Raw genomic sequence first — 20,641 nt, 5'->3', positions numbered from 1 at the left:
TGGCGGTCGGGGCGAGGGGCCGGGCCACGCATCTTCGAATGAGCGCAACTGCGCGCCGACCGGCATGCTGTTGCTCATATGTTGCCGTTCGGTGCCAGTTTCGAACAGCCCCGAGCAAAGATCGGTTTCCGGTACGGGATGAGAGCGCCCAGCACGGGGATGGAATCATCGCCAGCGTGACCAACCCCCTTGCCCCGCTGCTCGAACTCGCCGACGTGTCAGCCGCGCTCGACCACGCCCGCCAGGCCGCCGACGCGGCCATGCGCCACCGCGCACTGCGCCGATCGGGTGGCGAGGTCGCCGCTGAGGCGGGCCTGCGGTCGGCGGTTGCCAGCGCGGCCCTCGAAGGCCATGCGTACGAGCTGGAGCAGGTACGCGCCGGTGTGGTGACCGACCCGATCGTGCAGGGTGCGCTACGGGTCAGCGTGGCGCTCGACGGGCTGACCGCGACCTGGCAGCGATCACCGCGCCAGGCGCTGGCGCGCCTGCACGTACTCGCCGCGCGCGGGGTCGTCGACGAGGCGGAGTTGGGGCGGCCGGTGGCCGACCCGGCGGTGGCGGCGCGGTTGGATGCCCTTGCCGAGCTGGTCGCCGGCCTCGGGGACGGACAGCCCGGCAGCGCCCCGGCGCTCCTGCAGGCCGCGGTCGTCCATGGGGAACTGCTCGCGCTGCGGGCTTTCGCGGGGCCGAACGGAGTCGTGGCGCGCGCCGCGGGGCGGCTCACCCTGATGTCTGCCGGGCTCGACCCCCGGGGTCTACTCCCCGTCGACAGTGGGCATCGCGCGCGCGAGCCCGAGTACGTGGGGGCTGCCGGAGCCTTCGCCACCGGTACCCCCGATGGTCTGCGCTCCTGGTTTCGCCACTACGCGGCGGCGGTGGAGGTCGGGGCGGCCGAGCTCACCGATATCTGCACCGAGATATCCGGCTGAGCGAGCGGGGCGTTCCGCGGCGGCTCTGGTGGCGTCGCTCCGCGAGATGGCCGTCGGTGGCCGGATGGGGGCCCAGACCGGCACTCCCGGGCCTCCGGGTGGCCGTCGGCGCGTGCGTGACCTGCGTGGTCTGGGCGGCGTAGGTGACCTCGGACGCCGGCCCGGTCAGGCGCGTGCCCCTGGAGTCGGTGAGGACCGGCCTGGGCGCGCGGCGGTGGGGCGCCCGGCGGTCGAGCTGCGGCTGCGCGGTCGGGCTCTCCGGTCGCGGCCTGTCGCCGGCTCGCCGCCGCGGTGTGGCGGACGGCTTGGCGGTGCGCTCCGGCGCGATCATGATGATGCCCAGCGCCAGCAGGGACGGGATGCCGGTGGCGTAGGCCGCCAGCGGGTTTGACGAGGTCAGAAGCTGACCCGCGCCGACGGCGAGGATCATGCCGAGGATGCAGGCGCTAGCGCGGCGCCAGGACGGCAGACCTGCCTCGCACACGTATCCGATAGCCAGTGCAGCAGCCACCACATAGGTGATCAAGGTCAGCAGTGGGGCCACTCCGTCTCCTCGCCGAGAAGCATGCAACAGTGTCACGTTAGGTCGGGGGACCGACAGTTTCTGTCCCCCGGTTGAGCTGATTCCGGCGCAGTGCGGCCAGTTTGTCCGGGTATTTGTCTTGTCGGCCGCAGCGGTAGAGAGCTGTGCAAAACCGTCTGACGTGTCTCTCGCGGTGAGCGACAGGTCGATGGCGCCTCCGTGAAGCGCCGCTCCACGTCCAGGCCTTCTTTACGACTCGGGGGTCGGCTGATCACGTGCCGCCGCGAACGCGTCTGCCGGCTGGTCGTACGTCGGTGTTCGGTGGCTGTGCGTGAGCCCGTGCCCCGGCTCGTACGTCACTTTCTACGCTGGTCAGAGCCCTGACGCCAGTAAGCTACCCATATCCGATTTTCGTGGCGTAAGGAAATCGTTACTTTGCAAATCAGGTGAAGCGCCCGCGAGGGTGAATGTCGGGTCTGAGATCGTTACGCCGCCGCGGTGCGGGCTCGCCGATGGCGGCCGTACAGGATGAGACCGAGAGCGACACCCAGGCCCAGCCCGACCGCCGCTGCGGCCGCCGGAACCGCCGGACGCTGCCGCAGGCGGCGCATCAACGGGATGGGGTGGCGGAACGCCAGGACGGGCCAGCCCCGCTCGGTGGCCAGCCGGCGCAGCGCCCGGTCCGGATTCACTGCTGTCGGGTGGCCGACGGTCTCCAGTAGCGGCGTGTCGCTGATCGAGTCCGAGTACGCGTACGAGTCCGCCAGGTCGTAGCCGCGTTCGGCCGCCAGTTCGCGTACGGCGATCGCCTTGTTGGGGCCGGCGGCATAGAAGTCGACCTCGCCGGTGTAGCGGCCGTCGTCGACCACCATACGGGTCGCGATCACGTCGGTGATGCCGAGCAGCTCACCGATCGGGCGCACCATCTCGTCACCGGACGACGAGACGAGTACGACGTCACGTCCCGCTGCCCGGTGCTCGCTGATGAGGGCGGTGGCTTCCGCGTACACGTAGGGGTCGATCAGCTCGTGCAGCGTCTCATTGACGATCTGCCGGACCTGCTCGGCCCGCCAGCCTTTGCACAGCTGTGCGACGGCGTCGCGGATGCGGGCCATCTGCTGGTCGTCCGCGCCGCCGATACGGAAGATGAGCTGGGCGTACGCGGCTTTGATCATGTCTCGACGCCCGATGAGGCCATCACGGTAGAACGGCCGTCCGAACGCGAGCGCGCTGGACTTCGCGATGACCGTCTTATCGAGGTCGAAAAATGCGGCGCTGCGACCCACGGGCGGCAGTCTAGCCGTCCGCGTTCACTGTCTGCGATCGAATGTGCAAGCATTGACCGTCAGTATCTGAGTACATCGATCCAGTAGTTGCAGATAGTCGAAGCCGGCACTACTCGACGTGTGGCGGGCACCTCAGGCATGCTTATATTTGCGACAAGGTTTCGCGTCCTGGTCGGTATGTCCGTATCGGAACCTGCGCCCCAGACCCTCGGCCTTCACAACCCCCCGTGATTGCCGAGAGGGTTCGGCTCAACCCCCCGGAGTCGGACCCACGACGACCCCCGCCTCCCCCCGGCGGGGGTCGTCCCTTCTGTGGCGAGTCCTCCCAGGTCATGTTCGTGCAGGAAGCGCACCGGCTGTCCCCGGATCTTCCCCGTCGCCCGGATCTTTCAGCGGCCCGGAAGTCAGCGAAAAGTCAGCGGACGCGTCCAGGGCGTCCCGAACCCGGTCGTCGTAGTCGGCCGGGGCGTGCGTGTACCGGTTGAGCGTCGTCGAGGCTAGCTGGTGCCCCATCACGCGCTGGACGAACGTTGACCGGTAGGCCGTCGCTGACGAGCCAGGTCGCGTAGGTGTGATGTAGGTCATGGAAGCGGGCGGGGCCGCATCGGTGCCGGTACGGCACGTGCGCTGCGGCCTTGGCCCGAGTCCGCACTGATACGTCACCGCCTGTCGACGCGGTCGGACGCGACAGCTGTGACGGTTGGCGGTTACTGGAGTTGTGGCAGGAATTCGCGCCGGGCGAGGGCCGCTGTGGTCTCCGCGACCAGGGCGGCGATGAACGCGGTGATCGCGAGGAGGACGATCCAGGCCCAGACCTTGTACCCGACCGGCCTGCCATAGTTGACCCAGTGCAGCGCGAAGGTGGCCACCGCGGCGTATGGGAACGCGAACGACCAGAACGCAGGGCCGAAGGACAGCCTGCGGTACACGGGGACAAGCCGGATCTGGACGATCACGGCGAGCGCGGTGAAGCCGCCGAGAGCCAGGGCGACCAGGTCGACCCTGCCGTGGGTGATGGCCAGGTAGGCGAGGCCAGCCAGGGCGGGCGGCGCGACCTCGATCGCCAAGGTGGGCGTCAGCGGCGCGGGCAGCCGAGGGCGGAACATCAGCCGGGCCATGATGACGGAGCCGATGAGCAGCCACGACACGACGCCCAGGCCCATGAACGCGTGGGCGATTCCGGTCCAGCCGGCGAGGGCGGCGCCGATGGAGGCGATGAGGCCTCCGGCGACCGCGGGCAGGACGTAGCCGGAGTGCAGCCGGTCCAGGTCGAGGTCTTCGACGAGCCACTGGCCGGTCATCCACCCGGCCAGGACGGTGGTGGCGACGGCGAAGACCCCAAACAGCCATCTACCGGCGGCGAGGGCGTGCGGCATCAGGCCGATCGCCAGGAGCATGCCGACGATCGGGATCAGCGACACGAACGGTCCCAACGCCGGATCGGCCAGTTCGGCGCGCCAGCCGCCGCGCCGGCGCGGCACCTGCGAGAGGTACCCGACCACGAGCACCAGCCATACCGCTGCGGTGACGATGAACAGGACGCCGGCCACAATCGCGGGCGCCAGCTTCAGGAGGGCGGCGTATCCCCAGCAAGTAGCCAGGCCAGCCAGCCCGTACGGGATCGCGAACATGTTCGGAGTGATCCCAACCTGAGGCCGAGCCATCTGCGTGGTCATCCGCATCCCCCACAGCGAAGGCTGGTGATCAACATGCCTTCCGCGGACTCGCCGACCGGCCGTGGGCCGGGCGAAATCATGCCCCTGTCCGCGAAGTGACCAACTGGCCTGCTACCCCGTAGTCCCGTACGTTATCCGCCACGCAGGCCTGTACCGTGCCAGAACTCGACGCACGAGTGGCGAGCTGGCGTTTTACCGGACTGGCGGCTCATGCTCTTCGGGGTCCCGTGCGTCACCATTCCTGGCGTCACTACAACCGTCCCCGTCATGAACGGGTGGATGGTGCACAGGTAGGCGTAGCGGCCGGCCTTCGTGAACGTGAACCGGAAGGTGTCGCCGGGGTCCAAGGTGGGCGACTTGAACGCGCCACCCGAGGCGGTGACGGTGTGCGCAGCCTGGTCGCGGTTGGACCACGTCACCGTGGTACCAACCGCCACGGTGACCGCTGCCGGCGAGAATGCGAAGTTCTTGATGACAACCGAGGCGGTCGCCGCCGGCACTTGCTGACCGTGGTGGCCGGACGCTGCCGGCACGCTCATCCCCGCCATCAGTGGGGCCGTCACTGCTGGCGGCGGGCCAGCCGCCGGAGGGGGCGTGGCCTTGTCGGGCGCCGCGCCGCACCCGGCCACCATGGTCAGCAACACCGTCCCTAGCAGGGTCAGCACGGATCTCAGGTGCGTCATGGTCGTGTCCCCAGTTCCCCGGTGGCTCCGCGGGTGCGGACCCCTCGTGGCCCTCTCTATCCGCAGGCCATGCCGAGGAACGCCCGAGCCGTAAGGAGACCGGATTACGCCGCGCCGCCGCGGACGGCCTGCCGGCGATCCTGGAACCAGCAACCCGGCCAACGTCGAGGTGTATCGCCGCGCCGGCTGGGAGGTGGTGCTCGTCGTGACGGCCGAGCTATTGACCATCTGGATCATGTAACAGTCGACTGGCTGATTGCGGGCGGAACGGTGGACCCAGCGGCGATCGATTGACTTACCGCCGGTCTTCTGCGAACTCCCTAGCGTCAACGATCGCAATGTGCGGATCCATGCCGATGATGACTCGTCCCACGCTGTCCTCCTCGATCCCACCGAGCCGATGCCGGCGAGGAGGGCAGCGCTACTTCGAGCTGGGCAAACCCCTCTGGAGCCTCTCCGCGCCACGGTGACCGGCGGTACGCATGCCAGAAGAGAGCCACACCAACTTGCGGTGGGCAGCCGCGATGCGAGCGATCCCGCCGGTCACCTCGACCAAGCCTGGCCGGGCTGCGGTCGTAACACCAGTCAACAAGTAGCCGCGATCCGCGTTCGGATGTCGCAGATCAGTTGGCAGACGACTGTCGCGCATCAGTCGACGGAGGACAGCGCACTAGCCCCATGTATTGCCGAATTCGCCTGTGATGAATCAAGGCGGCGCGCTCTGGACCTCCGGCCCGCCGCGCACGCGCCGGCCGGCCGCACCGTGACAACTGACCATTGACCGGACAACGCACGGCAGGTTGCGCTCGTACGATGCGCCGATGACCCAGCAGACGAAGCGGCGTCCGCCGTGGCCGGTGTTCGCCGGCTTCCTCGGCTACGGGCTGCTGATTTGCGGGTGCACCCTAGGTGACGGCGAAGGTCCGCGTTACACCGCACACGTCACGAAGGTTTCCGCCACCGAGGTGTGCGTCGGCCCAAACGAGAGCTCTCAAGTCGAAACCTGCGGGTCCGTCCCATCGGGTCTCATGGACCTGCCGCACGTGGGCCAATGCGTATCGCTGTTCGCGCGCTTCTCCGATAGCGGTCGGAGACTCACGTGGACCGAGGCGAGCCTACGACGCAAGGTCGACGATTCGGAATGCCAGCGCGCTGGTTAGCTCGGCGTGCACGCCTGCCCCGACCACGCCAAGCCTCGCCGTAGGTCACGCGGATAGTGGCCGCAGTCAGGGCCAGGAGTTGTTGGTCGTCAGCAAAAAAGTCAGCGGCAACGCTGACAGCCGTTGGCAACCGATGACGTCGGACCCCTCGTGAGGTGCGCGAATGAGGGCCGAACGATCACGGCCGCCAACGGCTGACGACGTTCTACCGCCTCCCCCGGCGGGGGTCGTCCCTTTTCCCGACGGCACTATCGCGTCATGTTCGTGCAGGTACCGCACCGGCTGTCCCTGGCTCCTCCCCGTCATCCCGATCTTCGGGGGAGCCAGCAGTCAGCGACAAGCCGGCCCCGGCGCTGATCCGGCGGCAGCCAGCCGGCAGACCACGGGTTGACCACGCGATAGCTGGCTCAGTGGCCACCGCTGCCCGGTGGCGGAGTCGGAGGCGTGGCGCCACCCCTGAGGTCGATCTCGCCTCGGTTGATGACCCACGGATGGTTCATCAGACCGGTCGAGTTCTGATTCTGCGGCGGGCTCCATTTGTCGTTCCACGCCAGGAAGTACGTGGTCTTGGGGTACCGCTGTTGGATGGCGTCGATCCACTTCTTCCAGTCGAACGACCCGCCCGTCTGGTCGCGAGGGCCGGCCTCGGTGAAGGCGAACGGCTTGCCCAGGCCGAGCATTTGGTTGTACTGCGCGTCGAGATTCTTGACGACGTTGCCGTCGCCGCCGGACGGGTTGTCGGTGTAGCAGTCCAGTCCGACGACGTCGACCTTGTCACCACCCGGGTAGTAGTCGGTGAGGTTGCCGTTGCGGCTGCAGTCCGGCGCGTACACCCAGATCAGGTTGTCGAGCCCGCGGGTGTTGACCAGGTAGTTGTACGTGTAGTTCCACACGTTCTTGTACGTGTCGGCGTCCTGGTTGCCCCACCAGAACCAGTCGCCGTTCATCTCGTGGAACGGTCGCCACAGCACCACCACGCCGGCGTTCTTGAGATCGCTCAGGCCGTCGCCGATCTTGGTGAGCGAGTCCTGGTAGGCGCGGCCGACGGCGGTGCCGCTGTTGGTGAGGTCGCCGAAGTTGCCCAGCTTCGTGCCGAAGTTCCCGCCGGTCGGGCTCGGCATGTGGATGCCGACGCTGACCAGGCCACCGTTGTGCCACCAGTCCTTCAGCGTGTCGTTGCACGAGCTGTCGACCTGGGTGTTGGCGCTGTTGACCCAGTTGGCGTAGTCGCAGGCCAGCAGGCCAGGGTACGGACCGCTCTGGTTCTTGAGCTGGTTGGTCTGGTCCAGGTTGAACGTGCTGCCGCTGTAGCCGCCGAAGAAGCCGGAGACGACCCGGTTGTCGCTGCGGTGCTGAAGCTTGGACATCCAGTTGAGCACGTCGGACTTGCTGACCTGGCCACCCGGCGTGGGCGGGGTGCTGGTGGCGCCGACGCACTGCTGTCCGGTCGCGGTCGGATTCCAGCGGTCGTTCATGACAACGTCGCTGCCCTGGTGGGCGGATCCGAACCGGTCGCAGATCGTGTCCGCGGTCGGGTACGCGCCGATCGCACGGGGTGCGATGGCGAGGAGTCCAGCTGCGGTGAGCGCGGTGGCGGCCGTAATCGCTGCGCGCATACGGGCCGACCATCGGCGTCGATTGAGGATCACGTGCTCTCCCGGAGGTCGGTAAGGGGCGGCCTATGGTAGCGCTCCCAGTTACGAACCGACTACGAAGAGTGATAATTCCTGACGATACGAAGGGTTTCGAGGGTTTTACCCCCGAACTCTTAGTGATCACTGATCAGTGATCAGTCCGGGGTTCGGCGTACCTCGACCCCACCGCTGGCCCTGGAGGGTGTCCTGCGCTACCGGAGAGTTTTTCGGCCATAGCGGCGTTGTGCGCCTCCAGCAGGCACGCTCTCCTCGGCGTCATAGCGGGTGAGGTGCTCGGCGGCTCCGTCCCCGGGTTGGCCGAGCTGTCTACGGGTAGTTGCTCATTGCCCGGCGACTACGAGCGCGCAGGGGAGAAGCGAAAGTGGGAGGACAGAAGGCTGCGCCTCCGGATTGGGACGCCTGGCTTGATTGGGGCGCCTGGCTTGCGGGCCGGGAAGCGCTGAGCACGGGGCAGTTCCGGGGCGCGTTGACCTTGTTCGGCCCGCAGCAGGCGCGAGAACTGCACCGCAGGCTCGCCCGCTGGAGGCCAGCGTACTGGCCGTTGGTCCTCTCCTACCTGCTCATTGTGGTGGGTGACCTCTGGGCCAACGCCCCATCTGCCGGCGCGCTTGGCTGGCCGCTGACGGTGCTGTGGACGTGGCCCATCTTCACCACGCTCACCGGTATCCTCGGCATCCGGCGGACTCGCAAGGCACTGCGCGAGTCAGAGGCTCGGTGGTCTGGCCGCGGGCTGACGAGAAGCGAGCGTTTCCTGATCGTTGTCGTTCCTACCATCGGCCGGCACGACATCTACCCCGCGCTCGAGCGCTCGGTCCTGTCCTACATCGCCTATCTCCCCAGGTGCTTTCCCCGGCTCAGGATCGACATCGTCATCGACGAGGGCTGTGAGGCAACAGAGCGGATCGCCAGGCTGGCCGCCGGAAGTGAGCTGATAAGGCTTGTCACCGTACCGAGGCGGTATCGCACAGCCAACGGAACGAAATTTAAGGCGCGTGCCACCCACTACTCGCACGAGCTGCGGATCCGCGAGCATGAGGACTGCGACGACGTGTGGGTGCTGCACATGGATGACGACACTGGTGTGGGCCCGGATACCGCCCTGGCCATGGCCCGGTTTATCGAGGAGCAGGTTCAGGCTGGCCACGATGCCAAGCACCTGGCTCAGGGCATCCTGACGTATCCGCGCGAGTACGCAGTGAACACGCTCACCTGGCTCGCGGACTCGGTCCGGCCCGCCGAGGACGTCGGGCGCTTCTCGACCTGGACCGGCAGTGGCACGCCGCGCGCCGGCGTGCACGGTGAGTTACTGCTGGTGCGGGCCTCGATCGAGGCGACAATAGGCTGGGATTTCGGCCCTCGGAGCATTGTCGAGGACGCCCAGTTCGCAATGATCTTCAGTGCTCGCTACGAGGGCCGGAGCGCCTGGTTCGGCGGGCGGTGCTACGGCGCGTCGCCTGCCACCCTCCACGATTTCTTCCGGCAGCGCGAGCGCTGGTCCTGGGGCCTGGCGGGCCTGGTATTCAACCGGTCGCTGCAACTGCGAAACCGGCTGCTACTCGGATATTCGGTGATGTCGTGGGTTGTCGGCCCGATCACGAATGTCGGAGTAGTTCTGTTCCTGAGCATTCTCCTCGCTTCCAACACATCTCCGGAGATGCTCTTAGTCATTCCAGTCTGGGCGCTGAACATGGCCTACACGATCTGGATGTACTGGGAGGGCCTGCGGGTCAATGCCGGAGTATCCGGTGGCGGTCGGCGCAAGTGGTGGGAGCCGCTGGCCGTGATCCTGCTGATCCCGATCTTCGGGATGTTGGAGGGCCTCCCCGGGCTGCGCGGATTCCTGAAGTTCGCGCAGCGCGCGGAGAACAAGTTCATGGTCATCGCGAAGCCGTCATGATCATCTAAGTGAGCTGACAGAAGTTCCGTCCATAACCCGAGACGGTGTGGGGCGGAGGGGCCCAGACAAGACGGCCTTGTCGCCATATCAGATCAACTGCCGTCGCCTTGACCTATCCACAAGCACCCTCGCTGTCCACAGATCATCGAGTACGGGCGGCGCGGGATCGACCGGTGCGCGCAGGGTGGGCCGGTCCGTCCCGCCCCTCGATCCGTGGAGGCCGCCCGTGGCTTCTCGAAGCGCCACCGTCTCTGCTCCGCTCCGTCCGCTCCTGGTCACCGACGACCCGTACCTGCTCGACGAGGCGCTGCGACTCGCCGCCGACGCCCGGGTCGAGCTGGAGGTGGCGCCCGACGCGGTCGCCGCGCGTGCGCGCTTCGGCGCCGCACCCCTCGTCCTTGTCGGCCTCGGGGCGGCGCCGGGGTGCGTACGAGCCCGGCTTCCCCGACGGCCCGGGACCGTGCTCGTGGTCATGGGGCCCGTCGAGGAGCCGCCCTGGGAGGTGGCCGAGGCGCTCGGCGCCGAACACATCGCCGTCCTGCCGGCAGCCGAGCCGTGGCTGGTGGACCGCCTGGTCGACGCAGCCGGAGCGCCCAGGCCGGCCACGGTCGTCGCGGTGCTCGGCGGGCGGGGAGGCTCAGGAGCCAGCGTCCTGGCGGCTGGTCTGGCAGTGACGGCAGCCCGCGCCGGGCTTCGGGCGCTGCTGGTGGACGCCGACCCGATGGGTGGCGGGGCGGACCTGGTCCTCGGCTGGGAATCGCTTGATGGGCTGCGATGGCCCGCGCTTTCACACGGCTCCACGGGCGTTTCGCCGCCGGCGCTCGTGGACGCCCTGCCCAGCCGCGGTGAGCTCGCCGTGCTGTCCTGGGACCGGGGCGATCTGCTGACCGTTCCCCATGACGCGATGGAGGCCGCGCTCGCCGCCGGCCGGGCCAGCCGGGACCTCGTGGTCGTCGACCTGCCGCGGCGCCTCGACGACGCCGCCATCCTCGCACTGGGCTCTGCCGACCAGACCCTTCTCCTGGTCCCTGCTGAACTGCGTGCCTGCGCAGCCGCCGCCAGGGTTGCCGCTGTCGCCACCGCGCACACCAGCGCGCTCCGGATCGTCGTGCGGGGACCGGCCCCGGGCCGCCTAAAGGCGCGGGAGATCGCCCGGGCGCTGGATCTTCCGCTCGCCGGCACGCTCCGGCCCGAGCCCGAACTGGCCCGGGCGCTGGAGCGCGGAGAGCCGCCGGCCGGAACCGGCAGGGGACCGCTGGCCCTGCTGTGCCAACGGATCCTGGACGACCTCGACCTGCGTACGCGGGAGCCGGCGGCATGACGGTTGATACCGACGAGCCGGCCGGAGCGGCTTACGGTCCTGGCGGCGCGGGCGGGCTGATGGCCCTGCTCGCCCAGGCTGACGTGACCGACGTACTGGTCAACGGCAGTGAGGTGTGGATCGACCGGGGCCGTGGGCTGCAGCGGGCAGGCGTCTGGCTCGGAGCGCCGGCCGATGTGCACCGGCTCGCGCAGCGGCTGGCGGCAGCAGCCGGGCGCCGCCTCGACGAGGGCCGCCCATTCGTCGACGCCCGCCTGCCAGACGGCACCCGCATGCACGCCGTTCTGCCACCGATCGCTCGGGACGGGCCGTACCTGTCGCTGCGTACCCTGCGCCGGCGCGCGTTCACCCTGCCCGAACTCGTCGCCGCCGGCAGCCTCACCGCCGACGTGGCGGCGCTGCTCGCCGCGATCGTGGCCGCCCGGCTGGCCTACCTCGTCGTGGGTGGGACCGGAGCTGGCAAGACCACCCTCCTGGCGACTCTCCTGTCACTCGTACCGCCGCATGAGCGCATCGTCATCGTGGAGGACGCCGCCGAATTACGACCGGCGCATCCGCACGCGGTCGCCCTGGAAGCGCGGCAGTCCAACGTCGAGGGTGCGGGTGAGGTGACCCTGCGCGACCTGGTGCGGCAGGCGCTTCGGATGCGGCCGGACCGGCTGGTCGTCGGCGAGTGCCGCGGCGCCGAGGTCATTGATCTGCTGGGTGCGCTGAACACCGGCCACGAGGGCGGGGCGGGCACTCTTCACGCCAACAGTTCCGCAGACGTGCCGGCCCGGCTGGAGGCGCTCGGCCTGCTCAGCGGGGTGCCCAGGGAGGCGCTGCACGCCCAGATCGCCGCAGCCCTTCAGGTGGTGTTACAGGTACGCGCAGTCGCGACCGGCCGGGTGCTGGACGAGGTCTGCCTGCTGCTGCCGTCGACGGAGTCACGACTCGTACAGGCCGTGCCCGCCTGGCGCCGCGATCGCGGCGCCGGACCGGTCGCCCGCGCCCTCGCCGACCTGTTGGTACGCCGTGGCGTCGAGCCTCCACCGGTCCTATGGGCGGAGGCGTCATGATCCGGGCAAGGTCGGTGCGGCGACGCCTGGCGCGACTCACCGCCTCGCGGACGCCCCGGTCGGCGTGGACGGTCGGCTTCACTGCCGGGCCGCGCGCCACCGCCGCGATGCTTGCCGCCGCCGTTCTCGCTGCCGGCGTGGCCGGTGTCCTTGGGGGCGTGGTAGCTGCCGTACTCGCCCTCGGGTATGCGCTTCTCGCGCTCCGCGCGGTCCGTCGGGCCGTCCGAGAGCGGGTTGCCACCGCCGATCGCAGCGCGGCCCTGGACGTCATCGGGGGACTCGCGGCCGACCTGCGGGCGGGGGTCGCGCCGTCGGCCGCGGTCGAGGCGGCCCGCACCGCACTCGCCACGGATCGTCCGGACCCAGCGGTCCGGCTATCGCTGGACCGGCTGACCGCCGCCTGTGCAGTGAGCGAGCGACTGGGGGCGCCGCTGGCCGACCTGCTCGATCGCGTCGAGTCCGACCTACGCAGCATCGAACGTGCCCGGGAGGCCATCGCGGCACAGACGACCGGTGCCCGGGCCAGCACCGCCCTGCTCGCGCTGCTGCCCGTTGCCGGCGTCGGGCTCGGGTACGCGATGGGCGCGCAACCGGGTCACGCGCTGTTGCACACGCCGTCGGGTGCGGCCTGCGCGCTCGGTGCGCTGCTACTTCAGTACTGCGGCCTGAGCTGGACCGGCCGGCTGTGCCGCACGGCCGTGGACAGGGCGTCGTGACGGCGGGCCGGCGCCGCGTCCCTGGTAACCGGGGGCGTCGGCGCTTCACAGCGGAGCGTTCCCGGCCGGACCCGCGCATCGGTGCCGCCGCGGTCCTCGCGGGCGTCGCCACAGCCGGACTGCTCGGTGGATGGACCGGCCTGGCAGCCGGCGTGGCCGTGGGCACCGGCTGCTGGTGGGCCGCCCGTCAGTGGTCGACCGCCGGACGGGATGACCGCCAGGTCGCCGTTGACCTCCCGATCGCGGTCGACCTGCTGGCCGCCGCGCTTCGTGCCGGTGCGCCGCCGGCCCGCGCTGCCGAGGTCGTTGGCGAAGCGCTCGGCGGTCCGCTGGGCCGGCGACTCGAACTCGTCGGCACGGCGCTGCGCCTCGGTGCCCGGCCGGAGGAGGCGTGGGCGCCGCTGGCCGCGATCCCGGGCGGCGAGCGGGTGCGGCGCGCGGCCGTACGCACTGCCGCCAGCGGCGCCGCGATGACCGGCGCGCTCGGTCGGCTCGCCGGGGACCTGCGAGCGGCCCGAAGGGCGCAGGCCGAGGCGGCGGCCCAGCGACTGGGCGTACTCGTCGTGCTGCCACTCGGCCTCTGCTTCCTGCCTGCCTTTCTGCTGACCGGCGTGGTGCCGGTCGTCGTCGCCGTGCTCGGCGACGTCCTCCGATCGAGATGACGGGAGATCAAAATGAAGGTCCGCAAGCTCCTGCAGCGGCTGCGCGGCGACGCCGGCATGAACACCGCCGAGTACGCGGTCGGCACCCTCGCCGCGGTCGCCTTCGCTGGCCTGCTGCTCAAGGTCCTCACGTCGGACACCGTGCGGGCGGCGCTCGCCGCGATCATCCAGCGAGCGCTGAAATGAGTAGCCGAAGCGCCCGGGAGTGGGTGGCGATCAATCAACAGGGCAGACGAGCGTGGGTGGTGCTGAACGGACCCGGTGATCGGACGTGGCTGGTGTTGAACCGGCGTGGTGACCGAGGGTCGGTGACGGCCGAGTTGGCGGTCGCCCTCCCGGCGCTCCTGCTGTTGCTGCTCGCGGGTCTGACCTCGGTGAGCGCCGTCGCGACCAAGCTGCGCTGTGTCGACGCCGCCCGGGAGGCCGCGCGAGCCGAGGCGAGGGGCGAGCCGGGAATCGCCGCTGGCGAGCGTGCCGCTCCCGCCGGAGCTGTCATCTCGGTCGGTCAAGACGGTGATCTTGTTCGGGCGGCCGTCCGTATGGTCGTGCGTCCATTCGGTAGCCGGCTGCCAGGGCTGACCGTCGAGGCGTACGCGGTGGCCGCCCGCGAGCCGGACCAGGTGCCGTGAGCGGGACACCCTGGTTCGACGACCGGGGCTCGGCATCGCTGTGGCTGCTCGGCGTGGGGCTCGCGGTGCTGACCTTCGCGGGCGCCGTCGCCGCCGCAGGATCGGTACTGGTAGCCAGGCACCGGGCGCAGGCCGCCGCCGACCTGGGGGCGCTCGCGGGTGCGGTACGCGCGGGGGAGGGGGTGTCCGTGGCCTGCGAGCGGGCCGGCCAGATCGTCGCCGCCAACGGCGCCCGGCTCGTGGAGTGCCGGCTGGACGGGCTCGACATGGTGATCGGGGTGGCGGCCGACCCCGTGAGCCTCGGCCAGGTGGGAGGTCCGGCACGGGCGTGGGCCCGTGCCGGACCGGTCCGGTCCTGAGTCGCTGCGAGGGTCAGGCGCGCCCGGCCAACTCCTCCAGTACCAGGTCGAGCACCTTCACCGCGTCGTCCTTGCCCAGCGGATTGTTCCCGTTTCCGCACTTGGGCGACTGCACGCACGAGGGGCACCCCGACTCGCACCCGCACGAAGCGATCGCCTTTCTCGTCGCGCCCAGCCACTCCGCCGCGACCCCGAAGGCCCGCTCCGCGAAGCCCGCGCCACCCGGATGGCCGTCGTAGACGAAGACCGTGGGCGCGTCGGTATCCGGGTGGGCCGCGGTCGACAGGCCGCCGATGTCCCACCGGTCGCACGTCGCGACCAGCGGTAACAGGCCGATCGCCGCGTGTTCGGCGGCGTGCAGCGCACCCGGTACATCGGGGGCGGCGACTCCGGCGTCCGCGAGCGCGCCGGGCGAGACTGTGTACCAGACGGCGACCGTGCGGAGGCAGCGCTCCGGCAGGTCGAGCGGGCGGGTGTCCATCACCTCGCCGGTGCTCAGCCGCCGCCGCTGGTACGCGACGACCTGGCTGGTCACCTCCACCTCGCCGAGGAACAGGCCGACCGGGCCGGCGTCGACGTACGAGCGCACCGACAGCACCGACAGGTCGGTCACCTCGCGTGCGTGGGTGGTGAAGTCGGGCTCTTCGGCGTGTACGAGCGCGACGGCGTCGTCGAGGTCGAGGTCGTCGACGACGTACGAGACGCCCTGGTGCAGGTAGACGGCGCCCGGGTGGACCTGGTGATGCGCCGAACCGCCGTCGACGGTGCCGAGCAGCCGGCCGGTCTTCGCCTCGACCACGGCGACCTGCGCGCCGCCGGAGCCGCGCAGGTCGACCTCGGGCCGACCACGCTGGGTCCAGTACCAGCCGGTGGGGCGCTTGCGGAGCACGCCCGCCTCGACGAGGGCCGAGACCGCCGACTCGGCGACCGGCCCGCCGAACAACCCCAGGTCCTTGGGCGTCAATGGCAGCTCGGAGGCCGCACAGGCCAACTGCGGGCCCAGCACGTACGGGTTGGCGGGGTCGAGCACCGTCGCCTCGACCGGCCGGGAGAACAGCGCCTCCGGGTGGTGGACGAGGTACGTGTCGAGTGGGTCGTCGCGGGCCACGAGGACGCACAGCGACTCGCGGCCCGAGCGGCCCGCCCGGCCCGCCTGCTGCCAGAGCGAGGCGAGCGTTCCCGGGTACCCGGCGAGGATCACCGCGTCGAGGCCGGACAGGTCGACGCCGAGTTCGAGCGCGTTCGTGGCGGCGAGGCCGAGCAGCGAGCCGTCGAGCAGGGCCCGCTCCAGTACCCGGCGCTCCTCACGCAGGTAACCTGCGCGGTACGCGGCAACCTGCTCGCCGAGGCCAGGGGTCACCTCGTCCAGCGAGCGCCGGGCCATCGCGGCGACGACCTCGGCGCCCCGCCGCGACCGTACGAACGCCAGGGTCCGCACCCCGTGGGCGACGGTGTCGGCGAGCAGGTCGGCGGTCTCCCGCAGCGCCGACTTGCGGACCGGAGCGGCATCCTCGACGTCGTCGGGGGACACGCCGAGTCCGGTGACGGGGTCGAGCATCGGCGGTTCCCACAGCGCGAAGGTCACTCCGCCGCGCGGGGAGCCGTCCTCGGTCACGGCGGTCACGGGTACCCCGGCGAGGCGCTCGGCCGTGCCGCCCGGGTCACCGACGGTCGCCGACGCGAACGCGAAGACCGGTTCACTGCCGTACCGGGCGGCGATCCGCCGCAGCCGGCGCAGCACGTGTGCGACGTGGGAGCCGAAGACACCCCGGTAGGCGTGGCATTCGTCGATCACCACGTACGCCAGGCGGCGGAGGAAGGTCGTCCACCTGGCGTGGCCAGGCAGAATGCCGTGGTGGAGCATGTCGGGATTTGTTAGTACGAACCGGGCGTGCTGTCGGATCCACTCGCGCTCCTCACGCGGGGTGTCACCGTCGTAACTGGCCGGGCGGATGCCCGGGAGATTCAGGGAGGTCAGGGTACGCAGCTGGTCGGCCGCGAGCGCCTTGGTCGGGGAGAGATAGAGCACGGTGGCGCGTGGGTCGTCGAGCAGGCGGGCGAGCGTCGGCAGCTGGTACGCCAGCGACTTGCCGGAGGCGGTGCCGGTGGCGACCACCACATGCTGGCCGGAGTGCAGGAGATCGGCGGCTCGTGCCTGGTGGTGCCAGGGTGAGTCGACTCCCCGACTGTCGTACGCGCGACGCAGGTCCTCCGGCACCCAGCCCGACCAGCCGGTCCGCTCGCCACGCCGGGCCGGTACGCGTTCGACGTGCGTAAGCGGCGTCGCCTGGCGTCCTCGTATCAACTGATTCAACAGCTGGGCAGGCTCGGGCAATACGCTCGTCACGCCCTGCACTTTGACACCGTTCGGGCCTCGGCGTCCATGTGGCGTAAGCCGAATGGATGTGGTCGAAGGAGCGAATGACCAGGGACGCGTCGCCCACTCGACGACGCGATGGTTAGATGCCCGCAGGGACTTTGCGGTGCTGCACCGGCGGCACCACGGTTGAGGAGGTCCGCATGGAGTTGTCGCTGTCGACCCGCACCGTTGACGATCACACGGTGCTCGAGGTCGGTGGCGAGGTCGACGTCTATACCGCGCCGCGGCTGCGTGAGCGCCTCGTTGAACTTGTCGAGGCCGGTGCCCGCAGCGTGATTGTCGACCTGAGCCGCGTCGAGTTCCTCGACTCGACCGGACTGGGTGTTCTGGTGGGAGCGCTCAAGCGGCTGAGGGCCGCTGGGGGCACGCTGGCCCTGGTCTGCGGCCATGAGCGGTTGCTGAAGATTTTCCGGATCACCGCGCTCGACCGGGTTTTCGCGCTGTACGACTCGGTCGAGGCAGCCACCGCGGCGACGGGCGCTGACGCGGGCCAGTCGGCGTAGCGTGATGCCGACGGTACGCCTGTCGTTCTCGCCGGCACCGGCCCACGTGCGCACCGCGCGACTCGTCGCGGTCGCCGTGGCGCGCCGGGCCGGCGTGGCCGATGAGCTGCTGGAAGAAATCCGGCTAGCTATCGGCGAGGCCTGTTCGCGTGCGGTCGCACTGCATCGTTCGCAGGGCACGGACAGCCTTATCGACATGGCGATGAACAACGGTGACCGGTTCACCGTACGGGTTACCGACCGGGTCAGCGACAGCCCGGCGACGACCGATCCCGCCGCGTTCCTGGGCGAGGCGCCGGCGGCGGCCGAGGTGCCCGAGTCCCTTGCCGAAGAGGCCGTCGCCGCACGGATGGGGCTCACGCTGCTCGCCGGCCTCGTTGACGATCTTCAGGTCAACACCCTGGCCGACGGTTTGGGTACCGAGGTCAGCATGTCCTGGCCGGTCACCCGCAAGCCCACCGACGCCTGACCCACCGCGGGCACTTCGCGACGGGCGCATCGCCCGCTCACGGGTGCATCGCCCGCTCATCTGTCCTCATGATCCATTGATGACCGTTATGAACGGTGCTCGGGAGCGCTCCCATCCGAAAGCCGGCTAGCATGTTGGCGAAAATCGATGCGACATGGTGGTCGCCGGTGTGACCGGGCACACGTCGGGCGGCTAGAGTACGCGGGTCATAAGTGACATCCCGGTCCCGCACCTGGGCAGGAGTGGATGTCGGGACGCCCCGCGTGGAGACTGGACCGCTGGTGAGTCGCCTGCGGTACCTGTCACCTGTGCCTTGGTATCAGGAGGACGACGAATGTCCGCGCTCTATCTCGCCGAAGGTGGCGAGGTGACCCTCTCCAGTAGCAACCTGACCTACATCATCGTCGCCGCCGTCATCGCCCTGGTGGCGTTGGGTTTTGCGGCCGCGCTGGTGAAGGCGGTTCTTGCCACCGGTAAGGGCACCGAACGAATGCAGGAGATCGCCGGGGCGGTACAGGAGGGCGCTACTGCGTACCTGTTCCGCCAGTTCAAGACCCTCGGCATCTTCGTCGTAATTGCTGTAGTACTGCTGTTCCTGCTCCCTGTCAGCGACACGGGCGGCAACGACACGACGGTCAAGATCGGCCGTTCACTGTTCTTCGTCATCGGCGCGCTCTTCTCCGCGTTCATCGGTGGCGCCGGAATGGCGATGGCGACCCGCGCCAACCTGCGCGTCGCGGCAGCGGCCAGGGAAGCCACGGGCGGGCGGGAAACGGCGATGAAGATCGCTTTCCGTACGGGTGGCGTCGTCGGGTTCCTCACCGTCGGCCTCGGCCTGCTCGGCGCGTCGATCGTCGTTCTGGTCTACAAGAGCCACGCGCCTACCGTTCTGGAGGGCTTCGGCTTCGGCGCCGCCCTGCTCGCGATGTTCATGCGGGTCGGCGGCGGCATCTTCACGAAGGCCGCCGACGTCGGAGCCGACCTGGTCGGCAAGGTCGAGAAGGGCATCCCCGAGGACGACCCGCGCAACGCGGCGACGATCGCTGACAACGTAGGTGACAACGTCGGTGACTGCGCCGGTATGGCGGCCGACCTGTTCGAGTCGTACGCGGTGACGCTGGTCGCCGCGCTGATCCTGGGCAAGGCGGCGTTCGGTGAGGAGGGTCTGGTCTTCCCGCTGATCGTTCCCACGATCGGGGTATTGACAGCCATCATCGGCGTGTTCATCACCCGCCTGCGCAAGTCCGACCGCTCCGGCCTCGCCGCGATCAACCGGGCCTTCTACCTGTCCGCGCTGATCTCGGCGGTCCTGGTCGCGATCGCGACGTTCGCGTACCTGCCGAACACCTTCGACGCTCTGCACGACTCGCCGCTGGCGGCGAGCACGACGCGGAACCCGCAGGTGGTCGCGATCGTCGCGGTGGTCATCGGCATCGTGCTCGCCGCCGTGATCCAGGCCATCACCGGTTATTTCACCGAGACGGGCCGCCGGCCGGTCCAGGACATCGGCAAGACCTCGCTGACCGGCCCGGCCACCGTGGTGCTCGCCGGGGTGAGCGTCGGCTTCGAGTCGGCGGTGTACTCCGCGGTCGTCATCGCGGCCGGCGTCTACGGCGCGTTCCTGCTCGGCGGCGGCTCGATCACGCTGTCGCTGTTCGCGGTGGCGCTCGCCGGCACCGGCCTGCTGACCACCGTCGGCGTGATCGTCGCCATGGACACCTTCGGTCCGATCAGCGACAACGCCCAAGGCATCGCCGAGATGTCCGGCGACATCGACGAGAACGGCGCCCGTACGCTCACCGAGCTCGACGCGGTGGGCAACACGACCAAGGCGATCACCAAGGGCATCGCGATCGCAACCGCTGTCCTGGCGGCGACCGCGCTGTTCGGGTCGTACACCGACACCATCCGGACGGCGTTGGAGAGCGCCAACGTCGGTACGGGAATCGATCAGATCCTCAACGTGGCCAACCCGAGCAACCTGGTCGGCCTGCTGCTCGGCGCCGCGGTCGTGTTCCTGTTCTCGGGGCTGGCGATCAACGCGGTGTCCCGGTCGGCGGGCGCGGTCGTGTTCGAGGTGCGCCGCCAGTTCCGCGAGTACCCGGGGATCATGGACGGCACCCAGCGGCCGGAGTACGGCAAGGTCGTCGACATCTGCACCCGGGACGCCCAGCGCGAACTGATGACCCCCGGCCTGCTGGCGGTCTTGGCCCCGGTCGCGGTCGGCTTCGGCCTCGGGGTCGGTCCGCTGGCCGCGTACCTGGCCGGTGTGGTCGGGACCGGCACGCTGATGGCGCTGTTCCTGGCCAACTCCGGTGGTGCCTGGGACAACGCGAAGAAGCTGGTCGAGGACGGCCACTTCGGTGGCAAGGGCTCGGACGCGCACGCGGCGACGGTCATCGGCGACACCGTCGGCGACCCGTTCAAGGACACCGCCGGGCCGGCGATCAACCCGCTGATGAAGGTGATGAACCTCGTCTCGCTGCTCATCGCGCCGGCCATCGTGACCTGGAGCGTGGGCGACAACAAGAACACCCCGCTGCGGATCACCATCGCGGTCGTCGCCGCGTTGATCATCGTCGGCGCGGTCGTGTTCAGTAAGCGCAAGCCGATCGCCATGTCGGAAGCGGGCGAGCCCGGCGTGCCAACGGACAAGCAGGCTAGGGTCACCGCCTGATCCGTGGACGGAAGCAAGGTGCCCCTGCAGCACGAGTTCGTGCCGCAGGGGCACCTGC

General features: G+C 69.7%; 19 protein-coding genes. 13 read left to right on the top strand and 6 right to left on the bottom strand.

All coding sequences use genetic code 11. The annotated features are described in order from the left end of the window. The first annotated feature begins 176 nt into the window (after positions 1-176). A complete protein-coding gene (locus HC028_RS07240) occupies positions 177-929 on the top strand; it encodes a Fic family protein (protein ID WP_168074337.1) in 753 nt (250 codons plus the stop codon). Here the strand turns inward: HC028_RS07240 and HC028_RS07235 are convergent. From HC028_RS07235 to HC028_RS07220, 4 genes are all read right to left on the bottom strand, one after another. Further along, positions 898-1,473: a hypothetical protein gene (locus HC028_RS07235; RefSeq protein ID WP_168074336.1), complete on the bottom strand. Its 576-nt coding sequence runs from the start codon at positions 1,471-1,473 to the stop codon at positions 898-900. The two genes, HC028_RS07240 and HC028_RS07235, sit on opposite strands and share 32 nt — an antisense overlap. 464 nt (positions 1,474-1,937) lie before the next feature. Beyond that, complete coding sequence (locus HC028_RS07230) at positions 1,938-2,738, bottom strand: HAD family hydrolase (protein WP_168074335.1); 801 nt, start codon at positions 2,736-2,738, stop codon at positions 1,938-1,940. Positions 2,739-3,445: 707 nt separating this feature from the next. Further along, complete coding sequence (locus tag HC028_RS07225; RefSeq protein WP_168074333.1) at positions 3,446-4,369, bottom strand: SLAC1 family transporter; 924 nt, start codon at positions 4,367-4,369, stop codon at positions 3,446-3,448. 176 nt (positions 4,370-4,545) lie between these two features. After that, the gene (locus tag HC028_RS07220) at positions 4,546-5,097 is read right to left on the bottom strand and encodes a cupredoxin domain-containing protein (protein WP_203981315.1); all 552 of its coding nucleotides are present in this window, start codon (positions 5,095-5,097) and stop codon (positions 4,546-4,548) included. An 821-nt stretch (positions 5,098-5,918) separates the two neighbouring features. On the opposite strand from HC028_RS07220, the gene HC028_RS07210 reads away from it, so the two are divergent. After that, complete coding sequence (locus HC028_RS07210) at positions 5,919-6,257, top strand: hypothetical protein (protein ID WP_168074329.1); 339 nt, start codon at positions 5,919-5,921, stop codon at positions 6,255-6,257. 407 nt (positions 6,258-6,664) lie between these two features. On the opposite strand, the gene HC028_RS07205 is transcribed toward HC028_RS07210, so the two are convergent. Then, positions 6,665-7,873 carry a glycosyl hydrolase gene (locus HC028_RS07205; RefSeq protein WP_168074327.1) on the bottom strand — a complete coding sequence of 403 codons (1,209 nt, stop codon included), beginning with the start codon at positions 7,871-7,873 and terminating at the stop codon, positions 6,665-6,667. Between the two features lie 400 nt (positions 7,874-8,273). Here HC028_RS07205 and HC028_RS28405 point away from each other — a divergent pair, with 400 nt between their 5' ends. The 8 genes from HC028_RS28405 to HC028_RS07170 all read left to right on the top strand — a co-directional run bounded on the left by HC028_RS28405 (position 8,274) and on the right by HC028_RS07170 (position 14,554). Beyond that, positions 8,274-9,809, top strand: coding sequence for a glycosyltransferase family 2 protein (locus HC028_RS28405; RefSeq protein ID WP_203981314.1), 1,536 nt, complete (start codon positions 8,274-8,276; stop codon positions 9,807-9,809). A 226-nt stretch (positions 9,810-10,035) separates the two neighbouring features. Then, positions 10,036-11,130 carry a septum site-determining protein Ssd gene (gene ssd / locus HC028_RS07195; RefSeq protein ID WP_168074325.1) on the top strand — a complete coding sequence of 365 codons (1,095 nt, stop codon included), beginning with the start codon at positions 10,036-10,038 and terminating at the stop codon, positions 11,128-11,130. Continuing rightward, positions 11,076-12,188, top strand: coding sequence for a TadA family conjugal transfer-associated ATPase (locus HC028_RS07190; protein ID WP_373313910.1), 1,113 nt, complete (start codon positions 11,076-11,078; stop codon positions 12,186-12,188). Before ssd ends, HC028_RS07190 begins: the two co-directional genes overlap by 55 nt. Beyond that, on the top strand, positions 12,185-12,904 hold the full coding sequence (locus tag HC028_RS26980; protein WP_203981318.1) for a type II secretion system F family protein: 720 nt from the start codon (positions 12,185-12,187) through the stop codon (positions 12,902-12,904). The genes HC028_RS07190 and HC028_RS26980 overlap by 4 nt, the downstream gene beginning before the upstream one ends. Further along, positions 12,901-13,566, top strand: coding sequence for a type II secretion system F family protein (locus HC028_RS28400; RefSeq protein ID WP_239075448.1), 666 nt, complete (start codon positions 12,901-12,903; stop codon positions 13,564-13,566). The genes HC028_RS26980 and HC028_RS28400 overlap by 4 nt, the downstream gene beginning before the upstream one ends. A gap of 12 nt (positions 13,567-13,578) precedes the next feature. After that, positions 13,579-13,752 carry a DUF4244 domain-containing protein gene (locus tag HC028_RS07180; RefSeq protein WP_168074313.1) on the top strand — a complete coding sequence of 58 codons (174 nt, stop codon included), beginning with the start codon at positions 13,579-13,581 and terminating at the stop codon, positions 13,750-13,752. Then, the gene (locus HC028_RS07175) at positions 13,749-14,195 is read left to right on the top strand and encodes a TadE family type IV pilus minor pilin (RefSeq protein ID WP_168074311.1); all 447 of its coding nucleotides are present in this window, start codon (positions 13,749-13,751) and stop codon (positions 14,193-14,195) included. The genes HC028_RS07180 and HC028_RS07175 overlap by 4 nt, the downstream gene beginning before the upstream one ends. Further along, positions 14,192-14,554 carry an Rv3654c family TadE-like protein gene (locus tag HC028_RS07170; RefSeq protein WP_168074309.1) on the top strand — a complete coding sequence of 121 codons (363 nt, stop codon included), beginning with the start codon at positions 14,192-14,194 and terminating at the stop codon, positions 14,552-14,554. Before HC028_RS07175 ends, HC028_RS07170 begins: the two co-directional genes overlap by 4 nt. Before the next feature lie 13 nt (positions 14,555-14,567). Here HC028_RS07170 and HC028_RS07165 read toward each other — a convergent pair whose 3' ends face one another. After that, a complete protein-coding gene (locus HC028_RS07165) occupies positions 14,568-16,910 on the bottom strand; it encodes a DEAD/DEAH box helicase (RefSeq protein ID WP_373313908.1) in 2,343 nt (780 codons plus the stop codon). Positions 16,911-17,074: 164 nt separating this feature from the next. Here HC028_RS07165 and HC028_RS07160 point away from each other — a divergent pair, with 164 nt between their 5' ends. The 3 genes from HC028_RS07160 (at position 17,075) to HC028_RS07150 (ending at position 20,583) form a co-directional block, all read left to right on the top strand. Continuing rightward, positions 17,075-17,437, top strand: coding sequence for an STAS domain-containing protein (locus HC028_RS07160; RefSeq protein WP_168074307.1), 363 nt, complete (start codon positions 17,075-17,077; stop codon positions 17,435-17,437). Between the two features lie 4 nt (positions 17,438-17,441). Next, positions 17,442-17,906, top strand: a complete 465-nt coding sequence (locus HC028_RS07155) for an ATP-binding protein (protein WP_168074305.1) — start codon at positions 17,442-17,444, stop codon at positions 17,904-17,906. 334 nt (positions 17,907-18,240) lie between these two features. Beyond that, positions 18,241-20,583 carry a sodium-translocating pyrophosphatase gene (locus HC028_RS07150; RefSeq protein ID WP_168074303.1) on the top strand — a complete coding sequence of 781 codons (2,343 nt, stop codon included), beginning with the start codon at positions 18,241-18,243 and terminating at the stop codon, positions 20,581-20,583. The last annotated feature ends 58 nt before the right edge of the window (positions 20,584-20,641 follow it).

Source organism: Planosporangium flavigriseum (assembly GCF_011947225.1).
In the GTDB taxonomy this organism is placed as follows: Bacteria; Actinomycetota; Actinomycetes; order Mycobacteriales; family Micromonosporaceae; genus Planosporangium; species Planosporangium flavigriseum.
This window is presented reverse-complemented; position numbering and strand designations above follow the sequence as displayed.